This window comes from Agrobacterium sp. DKPNP3 (assembly GCF_052686535.1).
The window spans coordinates 14163-34904 of record NZ_JBQYSN010000052.1 but is presented as its reverse complement, the minus strand read 5'-3'; the positions used below and the strand labels follow the sequence as shown (position 1 = coordinate 34904).

Here is a 20742-nt window from a genome sequence, read left to right as displayed (position 1 = left end):
GGCGATGTCAAAGGGGTTGGCGACGTTGGCAAGTTCAAGCGGTACGGCGACGTTTTCAAGCGCCGTCATGTTGGCGATGAGGTGGAAGGACTGGAAAACAATGCCGATGTTGCGGCCGCGAAAATCGGCCAGCGCATCCTCGCCGAGCTTGTGCAGCTCGGTATCGGCGATGATGATTTCGCCGCTGTCCAGCCTTTCAAGGCCGGCCAGCACCATCAGAAGCGTGGATTTGCCTGAGCCGGAGGGGCCGACGATGCCGACTGCCTCGCTCTCTCCGATGGAAAGATCGATATTTTTGAGAACGTGAACGGAGGCGGCGGCATTGCCGAGCGTGAGGTCGGCTTTCTTCAGCTCTATGATGCTTTTCGTCACAATTCTCGTTCCTATATAGGGTGATGAAACGGTCTGGCGGTCTATGCGTTCGGTGTTTCACGACAATGGAAACCAAGTTAGGAAAGCCGTGATGAGATTTAAAGCTGCCCTGTTTCACTTCATCGTCATAATCGCAGGCGCGCTTTCCGTCGTTTCCGCGTCGGCTCAGGAGCGGACATTGCAACTCGTCGGCTTCGGCGACAGCCTGATGGCTGGCTATCAGCTTCCTCCGACCGACAGCTACACCGCCCAGCTTGAAGCCGCGTTAAAGGCCAAGGGCATGAAGGTTACCATCACCAACGCCGGTGTCTCCGGTGATACCTCCTCGGGCGGTCTGGCGCGGGCAGAGTGGTCCGTTCCCGATGGCACCGATGGCGTCATTCTGGAACTCGGCGCAAACGACGCGCTGCGGGGCATCCCGCCTGAGCAGACCGAGAAAAACCTCGATGCGATCCTCTCCGGTTTTCAGAAACGCAACATAGCCGTGTTGCTGGTCGGCATTATGGCGCCGCCGAACATGGGCGACGACTATGCCAAGCGTTTCAATCCAATTTTTCAGAGGCTCGCCCAAAAATACAGCCTTCCGCTCTACCCCTTCTTTCTGGATGGCGTGGTGACTGATGATGCGTTGAAACTGGATGACAAGATGCATCCCAACACCAAAGGTGTAGCGATGATGGTCGAGAAATCTTTGCCGGCTGTTGAAAGCTTCATCAACACAATCGGTGCGCAAAAAAAATAAGCACTTGCGCCGGTGTGCATTGCATGATTCGCTATGATTGTTCTGCCAAGAGATTCGGGGAGCTCGCCATGCCGAGACTGTTTACCGCCCTCGAAATTCCGCGCAATGCGGCGATGAGCCTTTCATTGTTGCGCGGTGGTCTGCCGGGAGCCCGGTGGATTGATGTGGAGAATTATCACATAACCCTGCGTTTCATCGGTGACATCGACGGTCGCACCGCCGACGAGGTCGTGGACAGGCTGGACCGGATCGACAGGCCGGAATTCCAGCTCAACCTAACCGGTATGGGCTCCTTCGGCTCGAAGAAGCCGCATTCGATCTGGGCTGGCGTTTCTCCTTCCCCGGAAATGAATGCGCTGCAGGCGGAAATCGAGAGAATCTGCCAGAGGATCGGTCTCCCGCCCGATCCACGCAAGTTCATGCCGCACGTCACCCTGGCGCGGCTTCGCTCGTCGCGCCTTGATGATGTCGTCCACTACCTCTCGGGGCGGGGCAATTTCCGCACCTCGCCCTTCACGGTCGGCCGTTTCGTGCTGATGTCGTCGAAGGAATCGGTGGGCGGCGGGCCTTACATCGTTGAGGAGGCCTTCCCGCTCCACGAGGCGCGGTCGAGCTCCGTCTTTTCAAGCAGCGATCTGCATCCCGTCAAAAGCATGGTGTAGACGCGGAGGAACCCATTCTCCGCCCCATAATAGGGGTCGGGGACGTCCTGCCAGCAGCCTGTGGCATATTCCATGAAGAGGTGGATTTTGTGCCGGTGCTCAGGCGCGCTTGTTTGAAGCAGGTTTGCCAGATTGGTTCGGTCCATCGCCAGTATCAGATCGAAGGTCTGGAAATCTGTCTGGTTGACCTGCCTCGCACGCTGCCGTGAAATATCGGTTTCGTGCTGGCGTGCGATCGCGATAGACCTTGGGTCAGGCGGGTCACCTGCGTGCCAGCCGCCGGTGCCCGCCGAATCGATTGTATACTGGCCCTTTAAGCCCGGCTCGTCACACAGCTTTCTCAAAATGCCTTCGGCCAGCGGCGAACGGCAGATATTGCCCATGCAGACAAAAAGAATAGCTGTATGTTTCATGGAAGATGCGTCGATCCGGTCGTTGAAGCGTTAAGAGGTCTGAATTGGAGGTTAGTTCATGAAATATCCCAGACTGGAACCTGACGCCATAGAACAGGGGCTTTCAAAGCTGGAAGGCTGGTCTTTGCGAGAAGACGGCACGGCCATTGTCCGTGCGTTCAAGTTCGCGAGTTTTGCGGAAGCTTTCGGCTTCATGGCCGAGGCGGCGCTCGCCGCAGAGAAGCTCAATCATCATCCTGAATGGTCGAATGTCTATTCACGCGTGAAAGTGTGTCTGACGACGCATGACTCTCAGGGCGTCACGGAACGGGATTTCCTTCTTGCCGAGGCCATGCAGAAAGCGGCGGCCGGGCGGGGCAATTGAACGGCGGCCTTTCAGACCCATATAATAGCCGTGACCAGAGGACCGTCGATCATGGATGATGTGAAAATCGGTGAAATTCTCCTGCCGGGTGAAACCGACAAGCAGCGTGAGCGCGAAGAGGTTGTTCGGGCCAAGTTCTGGCCGAAACTGAAGCGCGTCATGGCGAAGGTGCCGTTTGCCCGCGATGCGGCCGCTGCCTACTACTGTGCAGTCGATCGCGACACGCCGCTGCGCGCCAAGGGCATTATCCTGGCTGCGCTCGCTTATTTCATCATGCCATTCGACGCCGTGCCCGACATGTTGGCGGTCGTCGGTTTTACCGATGATATTGCAGTCATTACCGCAGCTCTCGCGATGATCCGCGCCCATATCAAGATGGAGCATTACGATGCGGCCGACGCCATGTTGAAGAGGCAACAGGAAGCGGAGTAACGCCTCTGTGATGCCGCGCAATGGCGCTGCCGCATGCCTGACAAATTCTTGCCTGAATTTGTGTGTCATACACACGACTGAAGGGTGTTTTGCGCCCTTTTCCTCAGGGCGTCGGGAGTCGCCAATCTGTAACACTGCAAGACGTTTCCGGCTTTTTATGCATGTTGTTGACGGTTTGGTAACCGCTTCCCGACCACAATGAGAAAAGACGATCCGCACCTGAACGTGGCCGATCCAGACTCTGGGCTCGCCGATGCTTCGGGCCAATGGAAGACAATAACCCGGCAGGAAATTTCATGTTTGTAAGAAGTGTAGCAACCGCAGCGGCCATTTTGCTGACCAGCGTCGGCGTAGCATCTGCACAGTCGCCCACGCGTATCCAGCAGTTCAATGCCTGGGGTGCGTATTCGTACAAATCGGGCAACAGCACCGTCTGCTACGTTCTTTCCATCCCCACCTCCAAGGAACCGGCCAGCGTCGACCACGGCGATATCTTCTTCATCGTCTCACAGCGCCCTGGCCAGAATATCTCGTATGAGCCGCAGGCCATGGTGGGTTACCCGCTGAAGCAGGGTTCCAAGGTCAATGTGACGATCGACAACAAGAACTTCGTCATGTTCACCAAGGACAAGGCTGCCTGGGTTGAAAACGCGGCTGAAGAGCCTGCTCTCGTGGCTGCGATGAAGGGCGGCAAATCGATGACCGTCAAGGCGGTTTCCGGCCGCGGCACAGCGACGTCCTACTCCTACTCTCTCTCGGGTATTTCGGCCGCTCTCAAGCAGATCGAGAGCTGCAAGTAATTCCGACTCCCTCGGATTTTATGATGGCCGGTCAATGACCGGCCATTTGCGTTTTCGCCAGTTTGATGCTAAAGGCGCGGCAACATTGACAGGCGGAGGCGCTAAACGTGCTCCGCCTTTGATTTTCTCGACATGCAGACGAATTCCCGCCGATTTAACAGGCAGGTCGCGCGACGCATGGAACGATGGGATAATGTAATGTCCGTTATGGAAGCTCCTGCCGGCCTGGCAGTCAAAGCCCCGCTGATCGCCAACAGCGACCTCATGTCCGGCAAGCCGTCCCTGATCGGGATGACGCGCGAGGAAATGGGCGACGCATTGGCCGAAATCGGTGTGCCGCAGAAGCAGGTGAAGATGCGCGTCAGCCAGTTGTGGAACTGGCTCTATGTGCGCGGCGTCTCCGATTTCGACAACATGACAAATGTTGCCAAGGAACTTCGCGAGAAGCTGAAGGCCGCCTTCACCATCGCCCGACCTGAAATCGTCGAGGAGCAGATCTCCAATGACGGCACCCGCAAATGGCTGATGCGTTTTCCCCCGCGCGGGGCAGGTCGCCCGGTCGAGATTGAAACGGTCTACATCCCGGAAGAAGGCCGCGGCACGCTGTGCATCTCAAGCCAGGTCGGCTGTTCGCTGACCTGTTCTTTCTGTCACACCGGCACGCAGCGTCTGGTGCGCAATCTCACGGCCGAGGAAATCCTCTCGCAGCTGCTGCTGGCGCGTGACCGGCTTGGTGATTTTCCTGACGGTTCGACGCCGGTCGGCGCCTATGTCCCGAGCGAAGGCCGAAAGGTTTCCAACATCGTCATGATGGGCATGGGCGAGCCGCTCTATAATTTCGAGCATGTGAAGACCGCGCTTTTGATCGCCACAGATGGTGACGGCCTGTCGCTCTCCAAGCGACGCGTCACCCTTTCCACCTCGGGAGTCGTGCCGGAAATCTTCCGCACGGGCGATGAGATCGGCGTGATGCTGGCGATTTCGCTGCACGCGGTGCGTGATGAGCTGCGCGACATGCTCGTGCCCATCAACAAGAAATATCCGCTGAAAGAGCTGATCGAGGCCTGCCGCAACTATCCGGGCCTCTCCAATGCCCGGCGCATCACTTTCGAATATGTGATGCTGAAGGACGTGAATGACAGCCTGGAGGACGCCAAGATGCTGGTTCAGCTTCTGAAGGGTGTCCCCGCCAAGATCAATCTTATTCCGTTCAATCCATGGCCGGGCACAAATTACCAGTGCTCCGACTGGGCGCAGATCGAAAAGTTTGCGGATTTCATCAATCAGGCGGGTTACGCCTCGCCGATCCGGACACCGCGCGGCCGCGACATTCTCGCCGCCTGCGGTCAGTTGAAGTCGGAATCGGAACGGATGCGCAAGACCGAAAGACTGGCTTTTGAGGCCATGATGATCGCAAACCACGGCGCGGATGACTGAATAAGTCAAAACTGGGCCATAAAGCTGGCTTTGGCGCTGTTCTTCGATTGATTTCGGCCGGTCTTGTTTTTAAGAAAGCGGCAATAAGAAACCAACTGGAGGACACCCATGCGCGCACTCATTCTGGCCCTTGCCGCAGCGACAGCGCTCGCTCTGCCGGCAAAGGCTGAAACCGTCACCGTTGCCGTTACCGCCATTGTCGAACATCCGGCGCTCGATGCTGCCCGTGATGGCGTCAAGGCAGCGCTTGCCGAGGCCGGCTACAAGGAAGGCGACAACCTCAAGTTCCTCTACGAGTCCGCGCAGGGCAACCCCGGCACCGCAGCGCAGATCGCGCGCCAGTTCGTGGGCGAGGCTCCCAGTGTGATCGTGCCGATCTCTACCCCATCCGCGCAGGCCGTCGTTGCCGCCACGCGTGACATTCCTGTCGTCTTCACGGCGGTTTCCGATCCTGTCGGCGCACAGCTGGTCAAGGACATGCAGAAGCCCGGCCGCAACGTGACAGGACTTTCCGACATGTTGCCGGTTGCGGAGCATCTCGCGCTCATCAAGGAAATCTCGCCGAACGCCAAGTCCATCGGCTTCATCTACAACTCTGCCGAAGCGAATTCCGTCTCGACGCTTGCGCTCCTCAAGACGGAAGCCGAGAAGGCTGGCCTGAAGGTTGTCGAATCCGTCGCGACCAAGTCCGCTGAAGTTCAGGGTGCAACCCGCGCCCTGGTGGGCAAGGCGGACGTGATCTACGTTCCGACCGATAACACCATCGTTTCCGCTTTCGAAGCAGCAGCCGGCGTTGCGGCTGAAGCCAAGATCCCGCTTTATGCCGCTGACACGGACTCGGTTGCCCGCGGCGCGGTTGCGGCCCTTGGCTTCAACTATTTCGACGTCGGCAAGCAGACCGGTGCCGTTGTTGTCCGCATCCTCAAGGGTGAAAAGCCAGGCGACATCCCGGCCACCGTTGCTGTCGGTACCGATCTGGTGATCAACAAGAAGGCCGCCGAAAAGGTCGCCGTCAGCTTTCCGGAAAGCGTGACGAAGCGCGCCACCAAGGTCATCGACTGAACCGAAACCGGCATAAATAACCGGGCGGCGTGATATGCGCCGCCCGTTTTACGTGGCACTGTCTGTGCCCGTCTTCGCCAAACGGCGGCAATAACAAGGACATTACCGTGAGCCAAATCGCCTTTTGGGGTGCCGTGGAGCTGGGACTGGTCTTCGCTTTCGTGGCGATCGGCGTCTATCTCGCTTTCCGCGTGCTTGATTTTCCTGACCTGACTGTGGACGGTTCCTTTCCGCTCGGCGCTGCTGTGGCGGCCGTGCTGATCATTGCCGGTTTGAATGCCTGGGTTGCGACGGCGATTGGCATGGTTGCCGGCGCCGCTGCCGGTATCGTGACCGCAACGCTCAACGTGCGTTTCAAAATTCTGAACCTGCTTGCCTCGATCCTGACGATGATCGCGCTGTTTTCGGTCAATCTACGGGTTATGGGAAAGCCGAATGTGGCGTTGCTCAATCAGGACACGATGATCTCGCCGTTTTACGGGCTTGGTCTCTCGGAATATCTGGTGCGACCGCTTTTTGTTGGCTTACTCGTGCTGATCGTGGTCATTCTCGTCTGGCGCTTCCTGGAAAGCGATGCGGGGCTGGCCATGCGGGCAACGGGTGCCAACGCGCGGATGGCGCGGGCGCAGGGTGTGAAGACGGGCAACCAGATCTATCTCGGCATGGCGCTTTCGAACGCCTTGGTAGCCCTCGGCGGCGCTCTGTTTGCCCAGACAAATGGGTTTGCCGATGTGACATCAGGCGTCGGCACCATTGTCGTAGGCCTAGCAGCCGTCATTATCGGTGAAACGCTATTCGGTGCCCGTGGCATCCTGATCGCGCTGATCGGCTGCGTCTTTGGCTCCATCGCCTACCGTCTCGCCATCCAGCTTGCCCTGTCGAGTGATGTGCTGGGTCTCAAGGCATCCGATCTCAATTTCGTAACGGCGGTTCTGGTGGCCATTGCACTCATCCTGCCGCGACTGCGCCGCGGGGGAGCAACATCATGATCTCGCTTTCCGATATCCAGGTCGTCTTCGGGCGCGGCACGCCGCTTCAGAAGCAGGCTCTCGCCAAGATCGACCTCACGATTGAAGATGGCTCCTTCGTCACCGTCATTGGCTCGAACGGCGCCGGAAAATCGACGCTGCTCGGTGTTCTGGCCGGCGATGTGCTGCCGACGGCAGGCAAGGTGATGATCGGCGGTGCTGATGTCACTCGCAAACCGACCGCCAGCCGGGCGGGGCGAGTGGCGCGCGTGTTTCAGGACCCGCTGGCCGGTAGCTGCGGCGCGCTCACCATTGAGGAGAACCTGGCGCTTGCGGCATCCCGTGGCGAGCGTCGCGGCCTTCTGCCGGCGCTTGGCCGCGGCCGGCGCGACTTCTTCAAGGAGCGCATCGCCTCCCTCAATCTCGGTCTCGAAAATCGCCTTAAAGACCGCATGGACCTTCTGTCGGGTGGTCAGAGGCAGGCGGTCTCGCTCGTCATGGCGACGCTATCGGGTTCGGACGTTCTGCTGCTCGACGAACATACGGCTGCACTCGATCCCGGCATGGCGGAATTCGTCATGGAGCTGACCCGCAAGGTGGTGGAGGAGCGCAAGCTCACAACACTGATGGTCACCCATTCCATGCGTCAGGCGCTGGATTACGGCACCCGCACGATCATGCTGCATGCCGGTGAAATCGTGCTCGACGTCTCCGGCGAAAGCCGCAAGGGTCTTCAGGTCGAAGATCTCATCGACATGTTCCGCAAGATCCGCGGCCAGACGCTCGATGACGACGAGCTGTTGATCGGCTGATGACTGATCCGAAAGGCGCCAGCGGGCGCTTTTTTGTCGCTTATCGCGTCTGCGTGAGGAAAATCTTGACCGCGAAAAGCGAAAATACACCGGCGATCGTATAATCCAGCCCGCGCAGAACTTTGCGATTGCGCTGCAGCCAGGCGGAGAGAACATCGGCGGCGACTACGATGCCGATGCCGATCGGCAGTGCGACGATGATGGACCAGATGCCAAGGAAGATCAGCTTTCCGGTCACATGCGGATCGGATGCGCTGACGAATTGCGGCAGGAAGGTCATGAAAAAGATGATGACCTTGGGATTGAGCAGATTGACCCAGATGCCGTTCAGCAGGGCAGATTTCAATGACGACTGCTGTTTTTCGCCTGTCGTCTTGACCATGACGAAATCCGAGCCCTTGCGGATCGCCTGAATGGCCAGCCAGACCAGATAGGCGGCCCCACCGGTCTTCAGGATCAGAAAAGCCGTCGGCGATGCGACGATGAGGGCGGCGACGCCGAAAGCCACCAGCATCGTATGCACGGTGATGCCAAGATTGGTTCCCACAAGGGTCATGAAACCCGCAGCACGGCCCTCACGTATTGACCGGCTGATCCACAACGTCATGTCGGGCCCGGGCGTTACCGCCAGCAGCAAAATGGCGACGGTGAAGGCGGCAAGTGTTGGCAGGCTCGGAACGAAATCCATCGCGGCACCCGTGAAATCTAGAGATTTTTGTTGCTTAACGCGATTTCGGGTTTGTGCCAATGGCCTGATGCAAAGTCGCGGGAGGGAGGAGGCCGCCGCACCCGGTGCTGCACGGCGGCAGGAAGGTCAGCTCTTTAAAAAGCTGGTGAAGGCCCCGGAATAATCGGGGTGCCAGCGAGAGAGCGGCGGGCGGTTCTCAACGATGTCTTGCGCTGCCCAGAGAATACGCTTCTCGTCGGTCGGGCGGTCAACTTCACCATCCGGGCAAAGAATATAGAAATCGCCGCGGCCTATGCTGTCGATCATGAAATCGACGGTCTGTTCGCCGGTCCAGGCGCCCTCAGGCTTTTCAGTCCTGCCATGGGCGGTGAGGCCGGTGAAGACGAAACCGGGGATCAGCAAGTGAGCGGAAACCGCGCCGTTCGGCATATTGCGCAGCTCGTGCTGAAGCGCCTCCGTGAAAGTTTTCACACCTGATTTCGAGACGTTGTAGGCGGGATCGCCCGGCGGCGTGGTGATGCCTTGTTTCGAGCCCGTGTTGACGATGAGGGCGGGTTCACCATGGGCGACCATCCCCTGACCGAAGACACGGGCGCCGTTGATGACGCCCATCAGGTTGGCCCCTATGATCCTGTCCCAATTGGCCTGCGGTCCGAAGATGGCGCTGCCGGGCTGGATGCCGGCATTGTTCATGAGCACGTGAACGCGCCCGAAACGCTGGATAACCGCGCGTTCCAGCGCCTCCAGCTCATCCAGCTTCGCCACGTCGGTCGGAATGGCGACGATCTGCGCTTCGCCGTCTTTGGCAAGCGCCAAAACGTCTGCATGGGCGGCGGCAAGCTTTTCGCCATCGAGATCGACGAGCACGACACTCATGCCGAAGCTTGCGAATTTGCGGGCGGCGGCCAGTCCGATGCCGGAGGCAGCACCGGTGATAACGGCGACATTATCTTCCTTGAATGCGGGGTGGATGGTCGTCATAGGTTTCTCCTTCGCGTCGTTTCTGCTGTTTCCAGCGGTTTGCAACGTTGCCTGAACCTGAGCGGCTTCATTCACGGTCTTCAAGTCGATCGCGCCGCTTCATGATAAAGCGCGAAATTTCTAAATGCATGTGACAATGGCTTCGTTCCCCTCCGTGTGACCTGTCACCGCCTCCATCCCTCCCGCCCATCAATTGTTTTGTCGCTTATCTCACGGAAAAGCGCTTCACACATTTCGGCTTGCACTGTAAAAGTGCCGAAATCCCAAGGAAATGGCGGTGTCCCGATGCCGTCATCATGCAGATGGACATCACTATGGCACTTCCGAAAGACGTAAAGAAAGTCGTTCTCGCCTATTCCGGCGGCCTCGACACCTCGATCATCCTGAAATGGCTTCAGACCGAACTCGGCGCCGAAGTTGTGACCTTCACCGCCGATCTAGGCCAGGGCGAAGAGCTCGAGCCGGCGCGCAAGAAGGCCGAGATGCTGGGCATCAAGGAAATTTTCATCGAGGACGTCCGCGAAGAGTTCGTGCGTGATTTCGTGTTCCCGATGTTCCGCGCCAACGCCGTTTACGAGGGGGTCTATCTGCTCGGCACGTCGATTGCCCGTCCGCTGATTTCCAAACACCTGATCGAGATCGCCAAGAAGACCGGCGCCGATGCCATCGCCCATGGTGCGACGGGCAAAGGCAACGACCAGGTCCGTTTCGAGCTTTCCGCCTATGCGCTGAACCCTGACATCAAGATCATCGCCCCCTGGCGCGACTGGACGTTCAAGAGCCGTACGGACCTCCTGAACTTTGCCGAACAGCACCAGATTCCGGTCGCCAAGGACAAGAAGGGCGAAGCACCATTTTCCGTCGACGCCAACCTGCTGCACTCCTCGTCCGAGGGCAAGGTTCTGGAAGACCCGGCGGTGGAAGCGCCTGAATATGTCCACATGCGCACGATTTCCCCGGAAGCCGCGCCTGACAAGGCAACCGTCATCAAGGTCGGTTTCCGCAAGGGCGATGCCTGCTCCATCAACGGTGTTGAAATGTCGCCCGCGACGCTTCTCGCCACGCTTAACAATTACGGCCGTGAAAACGGCATTGGCCGTCTCGATCTGGTTGAGAACCGTTTCGTCGGCATGAAGTCGCGGGGCGTATATGAAACGCCCGGCGGTACCATCCTGCTGGCGGCGCATCGCGCCATTGAATCGATCACGCTTGACCGGGGTGCTGCCCACCTCAAGGACGAGCTGATGCCGCGTTACGCCGAGCTCATCTATTACGGCTTCTGGTTCTCGCCGGAGCGCGAGATGCTGCAGGCCCTGATCGACAAGAGCCAGGAGCATGTCGAAGGCGAAGTGACGCTGAAGCTCTACAAGGGCAATGTGATGGTAACCGGCCGCGAGAGCGCCAAGTCGCTCTATTCCGACGCGCTGGTGACCTTCGAAGACGACCATGGCGCTTACGACCAGAAGGATGCAGCGGGCTTCATCAAGCTCAATGCCCTGCGTCTGCGCACGCTCGCCAAGCGCAACCTCAGCAAGTAATTTTGCTGTTGGCACGATATTGCGACCCGCTGGCGGCGACGCCGGCGGGTTTTTTATGCTTCTTTTCTGGAGACGATACGGAAACCGAAGTAGCTCGCAACGGCCAAAAACTCCATCAGGGGAATGATGATACCGAAACCAGTCAGCGGCGAACCGATGAGCGCAGCGGCGGCCCCGCCCGCAAAGCCCGATCCCATCTGAATGAAGCCCATCATCGCCGACGCCGAGCCGGCGATATGCGGGAAGGGCGCTAGCGCCGCCGTTACCATCGAGGGTGTCAGCAAGGCGATGCCAACAGTTGCGACCGCCACTGGTCCCATAATTGAGAGAAATGACGGCGGGATCAGGAAAACCGAAAGAAGGATCAGCAGGCCACCCGTGCCCGAAAAACAGAGGCCGATCATGACCGAGCGGCGATCGCCCAGCCGCGGCGCGAGATAGCGCAGGGCGATGGAGCCGAAGAAATAAGCGCCGGTCTGCATCAGCATGCCGATGCCGAAGGCAGTGGGTGTCATGCCGACCGTGTTGATGAGGATGAAGGTGAGCATTGTCGCCTGCGCATAGAGCGCGCCGATGGAGCCGCCAAGCACAAGGGCCGCCAAAAGAAAGCGCGGTTCAGTCAACAGGGTGCCGTAGGCGGAGAGAAGGCGGCGGGGACGGACAAGGCTTATGTCCGGGCGGGTCGTCTCACGCAGAAAGATAACAACCGTGACTATGGCAAGACCGCCAAGCCCGGCCATGAGAAAAAATACGGATTTCCAGCCAAAGGCGGCAAGCGAAAGTCCTCCGATCGTTGGTCCCATTGCGGGGCCGACAGCAAGCATGATGCCGATGAGGTTCATGATGCTGGAGGCTTCCGCGCCAGTGAACTGATCGCGGACAATGGCGCGCGCCACCGTCATGCCGACGGAAGCGCCGATGCCCTGAATGAGCCGGGCAAAGAGCAGCACCTCGATTGTCGGAGAAAAGATCGCCAGCAGCCCACCACCCAGAAAAATCGACAGGAAGGCGAGACTGGCGCTTTTCCTGCCGAAGGCATCGGATGCAGGCCCGGCAAGCAGTTGCGCCACGGCAAAGCCAGCAAAATAAAGGGAGAGGCTAAGCTTGATGGCCGCTTCGTTGGTGGCGAAAACCCGCGTGAGTTCAGGCATGGCCGGGGTGTAGATCGACATTGAAATCGGCGCCAAGGCCGTCAGCAAAGCGCCGAGAATGGCCGTGCGTTTTCTCGACATGATCGGTTGTGGCGACATTATAATCAGCCGTTCTGCTCCGGCTGCAGATTGTCGCGAAGGGTCTGGAGAAAACGGCGGAAGAGTGCGACTTCATCGTCGTTCAGGCCTTGCGTGGCGTGATGGACCAACTCCTCGATTTCCTGCCGGACGGCGTCCAGCATCTCTGCGGACGACTGGGTAAGGACGATGCGTTTCGAGCGCCTGTCCTGGGGGTCCTGCTGGCGTTCGATGAGATCGAGAGATTGCAGCTTGTCGAGATAGGCACAGATGGTCATCGGTTCGATGCCGAGGCGCGCAGCGATATCAGACTGCTTGCTGCCGTCAATGGCGGCGACCGTCAGAAGGGCGCGCGCCTCGCCAGGGGTAAGGCCAAGACCGGCCTCCGAAATTCGACGTTCAAAAGCACTGTTCAGCAGGCGTGCGCCGCTGTTCAGTAAAAATGCTAATGAATCTTTCTCGCGTTTCGTGCTCATTCGTCGCCTTTTCGTAAGTCAGCCTTACTAAAAACCGGGCGATAATCAATGCTGCGACACCGATATTCTCGAAAATCGGTTCAACTATACGTCAGCACCGCAGCGGGGCGCACTCCCCATTGGCTTTGACTGGCGGCTGCGACATTCACGGGCAGGCATCTGCCTCCCCCGCGCTGCTTTTGGCATATTGAATTGGGGCTGGAGGCATGCCCATATGGGCTTCGATCGGAATCGCACAAGGAAGATGAAATGCCATCGAAGACTGCTCTTTATCCCGCGCTTATTGACTGGAACGGCCATCATGGCCTCCCGAAATTCGATGCGATCAAGGATGAGGATTTTGCGCCGGCTTTCGACGCTGCGCTTCTCTCCCATGAGCAGGAAATCGATGCCATTGCGGAAAACTCCGATGCGCCCAGTTTCGAAAACACGGTCACTGCGCTCGAAATAGCGGGTGATGATCTCTCCCGTATTTCGTCGCTGTTCTGGAACAGGGCGGGCGCCAATACAAACAATGTCGTCCAGGCGCTTGAGCGGGAAATCGCGCCGAAGATGTCTCGACATTACTCGAAGATCGGCATGAACGAGGCGCTGTTCAAACGTATCGACACGCTCTGGGAACAGCGCGACGCGCTTGGCCTCACCGGCGAAGAAAAGCGGGTTCTGGAACGGCACTGGAAGGGTTTCGTGCGCTCGGGTGCCAAGCTGCCCAGGGAACGGCAGGAGCGGCTTGCGGCCATCAATGAAGAGCTTGCCGGTCTCGGCGCGAAGTTCGGCCAGAATGTGCTTGCGGATGAGAAGAACTGGAAGCTTCTGCTGACGACGGAGGAAGACCTGGCCGGCGTCCCGGACTTTCTTCGTGATGCCATGGCGGGTGCGGCGCGCGAACATGGCGAGGAGGGCAAATTTGCCGTGACCCTTTCCCGCTCTATCATCGAGCCTTTCCTGACGTTTTCCGAACGCCGCGATCTGCGCGAACAGGCATTCAAGGCATGGGTAGCGCGGGGCGAGAACGGTGGCGAGACCGACAATCGTCAGATTGTCCGTCGAACTCTCGAGTTGCGAGAGGAAAAAGCAAAGCTTCTCGGTTATGCGAATTTTGCCGCTTACAAGCTCGACGATACGATGGCGAAGACCCCCGACGCGGTGAACGGTCTTCTCGGGCAGGTCTGGGAGAAGGCGGTGCGGCGCGCTGGCAACGAAGAGGCTGAACTTGCCGCCATCATCGCAGCGGAAGGCAAGAACCACGAGGTTTTGCCGTGGGACTGGCGGCACTATGCCGAAAAGCTCCGCGCTCAGAAATTCAATTTTTCCGAGGCTGAACTGAAGCCTTACCTGCAGCTCGAAAAGATCATCGAGGCCTGCTTCGATGTGGCCGGGCGGCTTTTCGGCATTCGCGCCGTCGAGGTTAAGGGTATCGCCGCCTACCATCCGGACGTCAGGGTTTTCGACATCCTCGATGACAAGGGCAACCTGAAGGCCATGTTCCTCGGTGATTATTTCGCCCGCCCTTCAAAGCGGTCCGGGGCGTGGATGAGTTCTTTCCAGTCGCAGCACAAGTTGCCGCTGAAAAATGGCAAGGTTGGGGAAATCCCGATCATCTACAACGTCTGCAACTTTGCAAAACCAGCGGAAGGCAAGCTGGCGCTGCTCTCGCTCGACGATGCGCGCACCTTGTTCCACGAGTTTGGTCACGCCCTGCATGGCATGTTGTCGGATGTTACCTATCCCTCGGTTTCCGGCACGGGCGTGTCGCGTGATTTCGTTGAACTGCCGTCGCAGCTCTACGAGCATTGGCTGACGGTGCCGGAAATTCTGGAAAAATACGCGCTGCATTATGAAACCGGTGCGCCTATGCCGAAGGCCTTGCTCGACAAGGTGCTGGCGGCGCAGACTTTCAACGCCGGCTTCAACACGGTGGAATTCACCTCTTCTGCGATCGTCGATATGGCGTTCCACACCCGCGACGGCGTGGGTGATCCGATGGCGGTGCAGGATGAAGTGCTTTCGCGCCTCAATATGCCCAGGTCCATCGTCATGCGCCATGCGACGCCACACTTCCAGCATGTCTTTTCGGGTGATGGTTATTCAGCCGGCTATTACTCCTACATGTGGTCGGAAGTGCTCGATGCGGACGCCTTTGCCGCTTTTGAGGAAACCGGCAATGCGTTTGATGGCGAGATGGCGCGTCGGCTGAAGAAGAATATCTATTCCGTCGGTGGTTCGATTGATCCGGAGGAAGCCTACCTTGCCTTTCGTGGCAAGATGCCAAATCCCGATGCGATGCTCGCAAAGCGCGGTCTCGTATAAGACACTGTCATAATTATGAGCTAGAAGCTGGGTGCAGGGGGCTTATGACATGAGCCCCCCTTTCGCATTTGCAAAAAAAAGGTTATGAGCGCGCCAAACTAAATTGGCGCTTCTCATCATTTTAGCGCCCAACCTCAGAGATTTTAAACAATGGCACTACGCAACATCGCGATCATCGCGCACGTTGACCATGGAAAAACGACGCTTGTTGACGAGCTTCTGAAGCAATCCGGTTCGTTCCGCGATAACCAGCGCGTTGCAGAGCGCGTCATGGACAGTAACGACCTCGAAAAGGAACGCGGCATCACCATTCTCGCCAAGGCGACATCGGTGGAGTGGAAGGGCGTTCGCATCAACATCGTCGACACCCCCGGCCACGCCGACTTCGGCGGTGAAGTCGAGCGTATCCTGTCGATGGTGGATGGCGCGATCGTTCTGGTCGACAGTTCCGAAGGCCCCATGCCGCAGACCAAGTTCGTGGTCTCCAAGGCGCTGAAGGTTGGTCTTCGTCCGATCGTTGCGATCAACAAGATCGACCGCCCCGATGGCCGCCATGAAGAAGTCATCAACGAAGTCTTCGACCTCTTCGCAAACCTCGATGCGACCGACGAACAGCTCGACTTCCCGATCCTCTACGGTTCTGGCCGCGATGGCTGGATGAACGTCAATCCGGAAGGTCCGAAGGATCAGGGTCTCGCACCGCTGCTCGATCTGGTTCTTGAGCACGTTCCGGAGCCCAAGGTTGAAGAGGGCCCGTTCCGCATGATCGGCACGATCCTTGAAGCCAACAACTTCCTCGGCCGCATCATCACCGGCCGCATCGCGTCCGGTTCGATCAAGCCGAACCAGGCCGTGAAGGTGCTCGGCCAGGACGGCAAGACAATCGAAACTGGCCGAATTTCCAAGATCCTCGCCTTCCGCGGTATCGAGCGCACCGCAATTGAAGAGGCCCATGCGGGTGACATCGTCGCCATTGCCGGTCTTTCCAAAGGCACCGTCGCCGACACCTTTTGCGATCCGTCCGTTACCGAGGCGATGCAGGCACAGCCGATCGACCCGCCGACCGTTACGATGTCCTTCATCGTTAACGACAGCCCGCTGGCCGGCACCGAAGGCGACAAGGTTACCTCGCGCGTCATCCGTGACCGCCTGTTCAAGGAAGCCGAAGGCAACGTCGCGCTGAAGATCGAAGAAGCCGAAGGCAAGGATTCGTTCTTCGTTTCCGGCCGAGGCGAGTTGCAGCTGGCAGTTCTAATCGAGACCATGCGCCGAGAAGGCTTCGAGCTTGCCGTTTCGCGTCCCCGCGTCGTGATGCACAAGGATGAGAGCGGCGCCCTGCTGGAGCCGATCGAGGAAGTCGTGATCGACGTGGATGAAGAACATTCGGGCGTCGTCGTTCAGAAGATGTCCGAGCGCAAGGCTGAAATGGCCGAGCTTCGTCCTTCCGGCGGTAACCGCGTTCGTCTGAAGTTCTACGCACCGACCCGCGGCCTGATCGGCTACCAGTCGGAACTCCTGACCGACACGCGCGGCACGGCGATCATGAACCGCCTGTTCCACGACTATCAGCCCTTCAAGGGCCAGATTGCCGGCCGCGTCAACGGCGTTCTCCTGTCCAACGGCTCGGGCGAGGCTGTTGCCTATGCCATGTTCAACCTGGAAGATCGCGGCCCGATGATCATCGAGCCGGGTGAAAAGGTTTATGCCGGTATGATCATCGGCATTCACTCCCGCGACAACGATCTGGAAGTGAACGTGCTGAAGGGCAAGCAGCTGACCAACATTCGTGCCGCTGGCAAGGACGAAGCTGTCAAGCTGACGCCACCGATCCGCATGACGCTCGACCGCGCTCTTTCCTGGATCCAGGACGACGAGCTGATGGAAGTGACGCCGAAGTCGATCCGTCTGCGCAAGATGTTCCTCGATGCGAATGACCGTAAGCGCTTCGAAAAGGCCAAGCTTGCGGCCGGCTGATCGGCGAAATCGACTGCTTTTGAAAAACCCGGCCCCGTGCCGGGTTTTTTGTTGGTTTTTTTATGTGTGCATGAGTCGAAAGACGCTTTGCCAAAGGTTAAGGATGCGTTAATTTTTCCTGGTCGTCCACATGAATAGGCTGTGGGTAAGCTTGCCGGCGTTAACCTTTATGACTGGTAAGTTTCCGTGGCCGGGGCCAGAATCGCGTTATGAAAACGTTATCCATCGATGTTCGCCGTGCCGAGCCGCATGATGCGCGCGCCATATCCGAGGCGCATCGTCTGTCGTGGCAACAGGCCTATGCGGGGCTCATTCCGCATCGCCCGCTGACGCAGATGCTTGAGCGCCGGGGCGAGGGCTGGTGGAAAAAGGCGACCAAGGGGTCGGCGACGATGCTGGTGGTGGAAGTGGCCGGTGTGGTTGCCGGATATGCGACACTCGGCCTCAGCCGGGCGCGCGGGTTGCCGCATGACGGCGAAATCTATGAACTTTATCTCCGCCCGGAATATCAGGGCATCGGCCTGGGTTCGCTGCTCTTCACCGAAGCACGCCGGCTGCTGACGTCGCTTGGCTGCAACGGCATCGTTGTCTGGTGCCTTGAGGACAGCGATGTCGCCAACCGATTTTTCCGTTCGCATGGCGGGCGGGATGTTGCCGAAGGCATGGAAGATTTCGGTGGCAAATCCCTTCGCAAGGTCGGTTTCGTCTGGAACTGACGATGCAAATTCCCGGGATCCTCGTTTCGCGTCCGATGATGGCGTGCCGCTAGCACCCAATTTATCCATTATGCCTTATCTGCCTACAGCCGTGTTGCAATGCGCAGACTTTCCCAGTATCGAAAACCAAATCCAACCCGTCGAATGAGGGAAGCGAATGCGTATCGATGCAATCTCCGTAGGCAAAAATCCGCCGGAAGACGTTAATGTTATCGTTGAAGTGCCGGTCGGCGGACATCCGATCAAGTACGAGATGGACAAGGATGCCGGCGCGCTGATCGTTGATCGCTTTCTCTACACGCCGATGACCTACCCGGGTAACTACGGCTTCGTGCCGCACACCCTGTCCGACGACGGTGACCCGATCGACGTGCTCATCTGCAATACCCGCCCTCTCGTTCCGGGCTGTGTGATCAATGTCCGCCCCATCGGCGTGATGATCATGGAAGACGACGGTGGCAAGGACGAGAAAATCCTCGCTGTTCCGGTTCCGAAACTGACGCGTCGTTACGACAAGGTCAACAACTACACCGATCTGCCGGAAATCACGCTGAAGCAGATCGAGCACTTCTTCGAGCACTACAAGGATCTGGAGCCTGGCAAGTGGGTGAAGATGGGCGGCTGGCAGGATGTCGACGTCGCCAAGAAGCTGATCGTCGAAGCCATCGAGCGCTACAAGACCCAGGGTTGATCCCGGCTAAAGCTCTTTGAACAGCTCTTCAAAATCCTCCGGGTCGGCGTCGATCCGGAGGATTTTTGCGTGCCGTTTCGCCTGAGAGGAGGCTGATGGCGGATTTAGGCAGGCCGAATTTTTTCGCCAGCAAAACAATCAGCGCCTTGTTCGCCTTGCCGCCTTCCGGGGCGGCGCTGACACGGGCCTTGAGATGCGCGTTTCCGTCTGCATCCCGATCCACACCCTCGATGGCGTCACGCCCGCCATTTGGCGTGAGGCGCACCGTCAGGCGGACATGATCATTTTGCTTTTGCCAGCAGCCGCTCAAGCGACCATCGGGTATAGCGTGTTCCACATGAAGGAGCGGATGAAGAAGATGATCAGCAACACAATGATCGGCGAAATATCGATGCCACCGAGATTGGGCAGAACGCGGCGGATGGGGCGCAGAACCGGTTCCGTGACATTGTACAGAAAGCTGCCGATGGCGTTGACGAACTGGTTGCGGGAATTGATGACATTGAAGGCGTAAAGCCAGGAAAAGATGGCGCTGCCGATCAGCACCCAGGTGTAGAGGTTCAAGGCCAGATCGATGGTCTGAAACAGGGCAAGCATCAATATCTCCGTATCTTGGTTGCAAGACATTTAGACATTCGGCGCTGAACCGGCAAGTGTTGCGCCAGATCGTAATCATCATTGGTCGAATCCCACCGGCGATGATCGTGATCTGACCGACGACTCCCAGGCGGATTTCGGGCTGGAACCGCTCGGACTGTCAGCTATCCCCCGATGAGGGCTGGTCATTCCTGTCATATCGCTTTATTGCCATCTCCATATTCCCTCGCGAGCACCCAGCCGATGTCTCTCCCTTCTGCCGAAAACCGTTTCGGTGCATTCCGGCATTCATCCTATCGCCGTTTCTTCAGCGCCCGGTTTTTTTCGGCCTTCGCCATTCAGATCGTCAGCGTTTCCGTCGGCTGGCAGATGTATGAGGTGACCGGCAATGCTTTTTATCTAGGCCTGATCGGTCTTTTCCAGTTTCTGCCTTCGCTGCTCTTGATCCTTGTGACGGGAACGGTTGCCGACCGGCACAATCGCCGCCGCATCATGTCCATATGCCTGCTGGTTGCGGCGCTTTGCGCGGTCGCTCTGCTGGCGCTGACGCTGACGCACAGCTTTTCCCCATGGCCGGTCTTCGCCATTCTTGTCGTCTTCGGCATCGAGCGCGCCTTCATGGGACCGGCGGTGCAGTCGCTGGCGCCCAATCTCGTGCCCGTTGAGGATTTGCCGAACGCAATCGCCTGGAATTCTTCGTCCTGGCAGATGGCGTCCATTATGGGGCCTGTTGCTGGCGGTCTGCTTTATGGCCTCGGCGCTTCGGTTGCTTATAGCGTTGCGCTTGTGCTCTTCATGATCTCCGCAGCCCTTGCGATAGCGATCCGCAAGCCGGAACAACGCGGTCCGGCAAAAGCGATCAGCCTCGAAACCATGCTCGCCGGCTTCAAGTTCATCTCGCAGGAGAAGATCGTCCTCGGCGCGATATCGCTCGATCTCTTTGCGGTGCTCCTGGGTGGCGCGGTTGCGTTGATGCCGATCTTTGCCAAGGAAGTGCTGACGCTTGGTCCATGGGGTCTGGGGCTTCTGCGCGCAGCGCCCGGTATCGGGGCCATTACCGTCGCCGTCATCCTCGCATTCAAGCCTATTCGCCACCATGCGGGCCTGCTGATGTTTGCCGGCGTTGGCCTTTTCGGCGTTTCGACCGTCGTCTTCGGCCTGTCACAAACCGCATGGCTGTCCATCGCCGCGCTGGTTGTCATGGGCGCTTCAGACATGGTGTCGGTTTATGTGCGCGAGACCCTCATTGCGCTCTGGACGCCGGATGAGGTGCGTGGACGCGTCAATGCGGTGAACATGGTCTTCGTTGGCGCATCGAACGAGCTTGGCGAGTTCCGCGCCGGTACCATGGCGCATGTCGTAGGCGCGGTACCGGCCGTTGTCATCGGCGGGGCTGGCACGCTTGCGGTGGCGGTCATCTGGGCGCTTGGTTTTTCCAAGCTGCGCAAGATCGACAATCTGGAGGCGCCGCATTGATT

Annotated in this window: 22 protein-coding genes and 1 pseudogene; 15 read left to right on the top strand and 8 right to left on the bottom strand. The window is 58.4% G+C overall.

Annotated elements, in window-relative coordinates:
- A partial coding sequence (locus tag ACUTJJ_RS15215; protein WP_445542687.1) for an ATP-binding cassette domain-containing protein occupies window positions 1–372 on the bottom strand: 372 nt, incomplete at its 3' end.
- 91 nt (window positions 373–463) lie between these two features.
- Between ACUTJJ_RS15215 and ACUTJJ_RS15210 the strand changes: the two genes are divergently transcribed.
- Together ACUTJJ_RS15210 and thpR are read left to right on the top strand one after the other, a co-directional pair.
- Entirely contained in the window at window positions 464–1114 is a 651-nt protein-coding gene (locus ACUTJJ_RS15210) for an arylesterase (RefSeq protein WP_404496085.1), read from the top strand.
- Between the two features lie 68 nt (window positions 1115–1182).
- Window positions 1183–1776 (top strand): RNA 2',3'-cyclic phosphodiesterase, encoded by a 594-nt coding sequence (thpR, locus tag ACUTJJ_RS15205; RefSeq protein ID WP_144578216.1) that lies wholly within the window; start codon window positions 1183–1185, stop codon window positions 1774–1776.
- On the opposite strand, the gene ACUTJJ_RS15200 is transcribed toward thpR, so the two are convergent.
- Window positions 1683–2189: a low molecular weight protein-tyrosine-phosphatase gene (locus ACUTJJ_RS15200; protein ID WP_445542686.1), complete on the bottom strand. Its 507-nt coding sequence runs from the start codon at window positions 2187–2189 to the stop codon at window positions 1683–1685. The two genes, thpR and ACUTJJ_RS15200, sit on opposite strands and share 94 nt — an antisense overlap.
- Window positions 2190–2247: 58 nt before the next feature.
- Between ACUTJJ_RS15200 and ACUTJJ_RS15195 the strand changes: the two genes are divergently transcribed.
- From ACUTJJ_RS15195 to ACUTJJ_RS15165, 7 genes are all read left to right on the top strand, one after another.
- On the top strand, window positions 2248–2553 hold the full coding sequence (locus ACUTJJ_RS15195; protein ID WP_445542685.1) for a 4a-hydroxytetrahydrobiopterin dehydratase: 306 nt from the start codon (window positions 2248–2250) through the stop codon (window positions 2551–2553).
- A 51-nt stretch (window positions 2554–2604) separates the two neighbouring features.
- Window positions 2605–2985, top strand: a complete 381-nt coding sequence (locus tag ACUTJJ_RS15190; protein WP_144578213.1) for a YkvA family protein — start codon at window positions 2605–2607, stop codon at window positions 2983–2985.
- Window positions 2986–3281: 296 nt separating this feature from the next.
- Window positions 3282–3785, top strand: a complete 504-nt coding sequence (locus ACUTJJ_RS15185; protein WP_063951424.1) for an invasion associated locus B family protein — start codon at window positions 3282–3284, stop codon at window positions 3783–3785.
- Window positions 3786–3983: 198 nt separating this feature from the next.
- Window positions 3984–5222: a 23S rRNA (adenine(2503)-C(2))-methyltransferase RlmN gene (gene rlmN, locus ACUTJJ_RS15180; protein ID WP_186376883.1), complete on the top strand. Its 1239-nt coding sequence runs from the start codon at window positions 3984–3986 to the stop codon at window positions 5220–5222.
- A 108-nt stretch (window positions 5223–5330) separates the two neighbouring features.
- Complete coding sequence (locus ACUTJJ_RS15175) at window positions 5331–6284, top strand: ABC transporter substrate-binding protein (protein WP_445542684.1); 954 nt, start codon at window positions 5331–5333, stop codon at window positions 6282–6284.
- A 107-nt stretch (window positions 6285–6391) separates the two neighbouring features.
- A complete protein-coding gene (locus ACUTJJ_RS15170; protein ID WP_445542683.1) occupies window positions 6392–7273 on the top strand; it encodes an ABC transporter permease in 882 nt (293 codons plus the stop codon).
- Window positions 7270–8064 carry an ABC transporter ATP-binding protein gene (locus tag ACUTJJ_RS15165; RefSeq protein ID WP_209086856.1) on the top strand — a complete coding sequence of 265 codons (795 nt, stop codon included), beginning with the start codon at window positions 7270–7272 and terminating at the stop codon, window positions 8062–8064. The genes ACUTJJ_RS15170 and ACUTJJ_RS15165 overlap by 4 nt, the downstream gene beginning before the upstream one ends.
- A gap of 40 nt (window positions 8065–8104) precedes the next feature.
- Here the strand turns inward: ACUTJJ_RS15165 and ACUTJJ_RS15160 are convergent, their stop codons facing one another.
- Together ACUTJJ_RS15160 and ACUTJJ_RS15155 are read right to left on the bottom strand one after the other, a co-directional pair.
- Window positions 8105–8752, bottom strand: a complete 648-nt coding sequence (locus ACUTJJ_RS15160) for a LysE family translocator (protein ID WP_144578205.1) — start codon at window positions 8750–8752, stop codon at window positions 8105–8107.
- A 126-nt stretch (window positions 8753–8878) separates the two neighbouring features.
- Entirely contained in the window at window positions 8879–9733 is an 855-nt protein-coding gene (locus ACUTJJ_RS15155) for an SDR family NAD(P)-dependent oxidoreductase (RefSeq protein ID WP_445542682.1), read from the bottom strand.
- Window positions 9734–10047: 314 nt separating this feature from the next.
- Here ACUTJJ_RS15155 and ACUTJJ_RS15150 point away from each other — a divergent pair, with 314 nt between their 5' ends.
- A complete protein-coding gene (locus ACUTJJ_RS15150; RefSeq protein WP_209086860.1) occupies window positions 10048–11271 on the top strand; it encodes an argininosuccinate synthase in 1224 nt (407 codons plus the stop codon).
- Between the two features lie 53 nt (window positions 11272–11324).
- On the opposite strand, the gene ACUTJJ_RS15145 is transcribed toward ACUTJJ_RS15150, so the two are convergent.
- Both ACUTJJ_RS15145 and ACUTJJ_RS15140 read right to left on the bottom strand, forming a co-directional pair.
- The gene (locus ACUTJJ_RS15145; RefSeq protein ID WP_445542681.1) at window positions 11325–12521 is read right to left on the bottom strand and encodes a multidrug effflux MFS transporter; all 1197 of its coding nucleotides are present in this window, start codon (window positions 12519–12521) and stop codon (window positions 11325–11327) included.
- Window positions 12522–12526: 5 nt separating this feature from the next.
- Window positions 12527–12976 (bottom strand): MarR family winged helix-turn-helix transcriptional regulator, encoded by a 450-nt coding sequence (locus ACUTJJ_RS15140; protein ID WP_296069832.1) that lies wholly within the window; start codon window positions 12974–12976, stop codon window positions 12527–12529.
- Between the two features lie 249 nt (window positions 12977–13225).
- Here ACUTJJ_RS15140 and ACUTJJ_RS15135 point away from each other — a divergent pair, with 249 nt between their 5' ends.
- The 4 genes from ACUTJJ_RS15135 (at window position 13226) to ppa (ending at window position 18667) form a co-directional block, all read left to right on the top strand.
- A complete protein-coding gene (locus ACUTJJ_RS15135) occupies window positions 13226–15286 on the top strand; it encodes a M3 family metallopeptidase (RefSeq protein ID WP_445542680.1) in 2061 nt (686 codons plus the stop codon).
- A 150-nt stretch (window positions 15287–15436) separates the two neighbouring features.
- Complete coding sequence (gene typA, locus ACUTJJ_RS15130) at window positions 15437–17260, top strand: translational GTPase TypA (RefSeq protein ID WP_063951415.1); 1824 nt, start codon at window positions 15437–15439, stop codon at window positions 17258–17260.
- Window positions 17261–17469: 209 nt separating this feature from the next.
- Window positions 17470–17976: a GNAT family N-acetyltransferase gene (locus ACUTJJ_RS15125; RefSeq protein WP_063951414.1), complete on the top strand. Its 507-nt coding sequence runs from the start codon at window positions 17470–17472 to the stop codon at window positions 17974–17976.
- 157 nt (window positions 17977–18133) lie between these two features.
- Complete coding sequence (gene ppa / locus ACUTJJ_RS15120) at window positions 18134–18667, top strand: inorganic diphosphatase (RefSeq protein ID WP_063951413.1); 534 nt, start codon at window positions 18134–18136, stop codon at window positions 18665–18667.
- Between the two features lie 6 nt (window positions 18668–18673).
- Here the strand turns inward: ppa and ACUTJJ_RS15115 are convergent.
- Window positions 18674–18977: pseudogene (locus ACUTJJ_RS15115) on the bottom strand (DUF167 domain-containing protein).
- Complete coding sequence (locus ACUTJJ_RS15110; protein WP_063951411.1) at window positions 18974–19264, bottom strand: YggT family protein; 291 nt, start codon at window positions 19262–19264, stop codon at window positions 18974–18976. Before ACUTJJ_RS15110 ends, ACUTJJ_RS15115 begins: the two are co-directional and overlap by 4 nt.
- Window positions 19265–19507: 243 nt before the next feature.
- Between ACUTJJ_RS15110 and ACUTJJ_RS15105 the strand changes: the two genes are divergently transcribed.
- The gene (locus ACUTJJ_RS15105; RefSeq protein ID WP_296069841.1) at window positions 19508–20740 is read left to right on the top strand and encodes an MFS transporter; all 1233 of its coding nucleotides are present in this window, start codon (window positions 19508–19510) and stop codon (window positions 20738–20740) included.
- Window positions 20741–20742 lie beyond the last annotated feature (2 nt).